This is a genomic window from Desulfurellaceae bacterium (genome assembly GCA_021296095.1).
In the GTDB taxonomy this organism is placed as follows: Bacteria; Desulfobacterota; Binatia; order Bin18; family Bin18; genus JAAXHF01.
Map to the genome: position 1 here is coordinate 1 of JAGWBB010000154.1, position 3,640 is coordinate 3,640.

At 62.1% G+C, this 3,640-nt stretch carries 3 protein-coding genes; all 3 read right to left on the reverse strand.

The features are described 5' to 3' along the window. Positions 1-856: amidohydrolase family protein (locus J4F42_21885; protein ID MCE2488175.1), on the reverse strand; the 856-nt coding region annotated here is incomplete at its 3' end. A 108-nt stretch (positions 857-964) separates the two neighbouring features. Beyond that, positions 965-2,236: an amidohydrolase family protein gene (locus J4F42_21890; protein ID MCE2488176.1), complete on the reverse strand. Its 1,272-nt coding sequence runs from the start codon at positions 2,234-2,236 to the stop codon at positions 965-967. 97 nt (positions 2,237-2,333) lie between these two features. Next, the gene (locus J4F42_21895) at positions 2,334-3,401 is read right to left on the reverse strand and encodes an LLM class flavin-dependent oxidoreductase (GenBank protein MCE2488177.1); all 1,068 of its coding nucleotides are present in this window, start codon (positions 3,399-3,401) and stop codon (positions 2,334-2,336) included. Positions 3,402-3,640 lie beyond the last annotated feature (239 nt).

A 3,640-nucleotide genomic window follows, 5' to 3' on the forward strand; every position in this document is an offset into this window, starting at 1 on the left:
GATAATCGAGCCGGTCGAGCCACTCGACGACCCAGCCGCTGGCCGCCTCAATCGTGGCCACCCGCAGACGCGGAAAGCGCTCAAAGACCCCGTCATAGACCATCGTGGTCAGCGCCATGCGCGGGTCCTGAATGGTGTTCATACTGAGGTACATGAATCCGGGTCGCCGGTCTTCGTACCAGTCGTGACCGATATAGTCACGGTGGACGACCAGATGCAGACCGACCGCCATATCCAGCTCTTGGGCGCTGGCCCACACCGGATCGAAATCCGGACAGCCAAAGCTCTTGCCCTCGACCGGCAGGGCGCCGACGAACACGGTACGCACGCCGGCCCGGGCCAGACGTTCGAGTTCCTGGACGGCCGCCTGGGGATGACGCAGGGAGAGATGGCCGACCGGGAAGAGTCGCTGGCGATGGGCGGCACATACCTCGACGGCCCAGGTGTTGTAGGCCCGACAGTGAGCTGCGGCCAGCTCGGGGTCGTCGATCTGCCCCTCCCACAGCAGGCCCAGGGTGGGATAGATGAACTGGCACGCCATGCCTTCCTGGTCGAGGAAGGCGACGCGGGCGTCCATGTCTTCGAGGCTGTTGTTGAAGGCGGCCGAGAAATCGAAGTGGCCCAGCCCCGAGCCCGCTTCCTTCTGGCCGTAGCCCACGCCCACCCCGAGCAGTTGTTCCATGCTGAACTCGCCGACGCCGCGAACCGCCTTGTCCTCGTTGATCAGCATGACGTAGCGGCCGTCGGCCTCCTGGCGAAAGCGCAGACAGCGCGGTCGGTGGCGCGGCTCAATATAGCGCTCCCACAGATCGAGCGGCTCCATGAAATGACTGTCGGCATCAATGATCCGGCTCATGGGATGTCTCTCCTGAAAGGTCTGGAAAAAGGGCGGGGACGAAGAAGGCGGGCGGGACAGGCGGGGTGGAAGAGAGGCGGACAGCCCGCCCCTCTCTTCCCTATTGTCTTAGGCGGCTTTGAGCTGGACCTTGCTCGGGGAGAGCTGGCACTCGAACATCTCGCCGCCCTTCATGATGACCTCAAGGTTATTCCGATCCTGGAGGACAGTGATGTCTTTGGCCGGGTTGCCGTTGACCACCAGCAGGTCGGCCAGCTTGCCGGCCTCAATCGAACCCAACTCGTCCTTCATGCCCATCAGCTCGGCGCCGTTGACCGTGGCCCAGCGGATGACGTCGAGCGGACTGATGCCCGCGCCCTCGACGTAGGCTTCGAGTTCCTTGGCATAGTCGCCGTGGGGCATGATCGAGATGCCGAAATCATCCCCGATCAGCAGCTTGACGCCGGCCTTGTTGGCCTTGGGCAGCATCTTGGCAAAGTTGTCAACGCCCCGGCTCATGCCCTCGATCTCGTCCCACATGACCTTGCCGCTGCGTTTGTTCTCCTCGACCACCATCCACGGGAAATACATGCTGGGCGTCAGGAAGGTCCCGTTCTTGGCCATCAGCTCGATGCACTCCTCGTCCATACGGTCGCCGTGGTCGATGAGATCGACCTTGGCCTTGATGGCGGCCTTGATGCCTTTTTTGGAACAGATATGGCCGCGGATCTTCCGATCCCGCTCGTGGGCTGCGTTAGACGCCGCCTCGATCTCGTCCTGACTCATGGTCATGGTCTCGATCGGCCACGGCAGGCCGTGCCCGCCGGTCGGATACAGCTTGATCATCTCCACGCCGTCTTTAATTTCCGCCCGGATGGCTCTGCGGAACTCGTCCGGACCATCACAGATATAGGCCAGACCCTCCATCTTGAGATTCCAGAACGCCGGATGGCTATCGACCGAGTCACCAGTCGTGACCACGTCGCGACCCGCCGGCATGAAGCGCGGACCGGGAATCAGGCCCGAGTTGATGGCCTTCTTGAGCGAGACATCGATATTGTGCAGGGTGCCGGCCCCGACCGCGCCGGTGAAACCGCTGCGCAGCAACAGCTCGGCGTTTTTGGCCGCAATCAGCGCCAAGTGGGTCGGGTGGTACTTCATATCAATGTCGTTCAGATCGCTGATATTGGCGTAGGCGACGTGGTAGTGGCTCTGGACCATGCCCGGCATCAGCGACTTGCCGTTCAGGTCGTAGACCGTGTCCTGAGCGGTCGGCTTGGGCACCCGGCCGTTGGTGCCGACTGCGGTAATGCGCTCGTCCTCGACCACCACGGTGGCGTTGGCTTTGGGCCGGTGCAGCCCGTCAATCAGATGTGCCCCGCGAAAAAAAGTGCGTCCCATACTTCTGCCCTCCTCTGAGTAGTATAGCCTGTGTGCCTGACAGCTTTCTCTCTTATCAGCCTCCGGTCACGGCTTGTCAAGGCAAAGCCGCCCGGTCTTACAGGTCTTGGACCGCGGGCGCGACCTGTGTGGCAAAGCGGTTCATGGCGGCCAGGACTTTGTCGTGCGGCACTCTGCCGCCGGGATTGAACCAGCAGATCAGCTCCTGCATCTTGAGCCGCTCGTGCAGCGCCCGGATGCGCTCAATACACTCGGCCGGCGAACCAAAGACCGCCATGTTGTGGGTCATGGTCTCGAAGGTCAGGCTGTCTACGTTTTTCTGGACTTCTTGCAGATAGCGGTAGCTGTCCGAGCCGCTCTGGGCGTCCACGGCCGCCCGGACCATACCCGACACGCTCTGGAAATAATTGCCCAGGCTGGGCTCAATGTCGTCGCGGACCTCGGCCAGACTGTCGCCCGGCCGCATGAAAAACATGGTCGAAACGTCCGGTCGGGCCTCACCGTTTGAGACTGGACTGTCGGCCCAGGCCTGGCGATAGCGGTCAACCTGCTCGTACATGCGGGGCAGCGGGTTGGTGACCGAGGCGACAAAGACCGGATAGTGCTCGTGGCCGGCAAACACCGCCGTCTCCGGACTGTTGGCGGCAACCCGCAGCGGGGGGTGGGGTTTTTGGAACGGCTTGGGCACGACGCTTGTCTCGGGGATGTGGTAGAACTGCCCATCGTAGGAGAAGGAGTCGGTTGTCCAGGCTTTCTTGATGATCTCGAGCGACTCCTCAAAGCGCTGACGGCTCTCTTCGCGCGAGGCGTTGAAGCCGGCAAAGTGGAGCGGGATCGCGCCCCGGCCAACACCGAACTCCAGCCGGCCGTTGCTCAACAGGTCCACGGTCGCACCGTCCTCGGCGCTGCGGATGGGATGCCACAGCGGCAGCAGGCTGACGGCGATGCCGAGCCGGATGGCGCGGGTTTTCTGGGCAATGGCGGTGGCCACAATCAGGGGCGAGGACATGATCGAAAAGGGTTTGTAAAAATGCAGCTCGGCCAGCCAGGCGCAGCTGAAGCCGAGTTCGTCACCGTACTGGACCTGCTCAATCGTCTCGCGGTAGCGGGTGATGTCGGACTGATCGTCCGCGCACGGAAGTTGATAAAAAAGGCCAAATTTCACAGAGTCCCTCCTTCACGGTCATGGTCAAAACCTGGTACGTTTCGTCACTGTTTTGACCATGCGAATGGCCGACCTGTCAAGCCGCTAAACGCGCCGCGCTTGTGCCCGTCGCCCGGCCTGGGCTATAGTCGGCGGGCGTCCATGAGCGTCCGATATCAGACACAGGGAGGAAGCCGTATGGCAAAAGCACCGGCCAAGAAGAGACCAACTCCGAAAACCGCCGCCTATCGCAAGGGCAT

Bases quoted from the DNA above. Each gene is read 5' to 3' on its own strand.
- J4F42_21890 (MCE2488176.1), bottom strand. From the start codon at position 2,236: ATGGGACGCACTTTTTTTCGCGGGGCACATCTGATTGACGGGCTGCAC.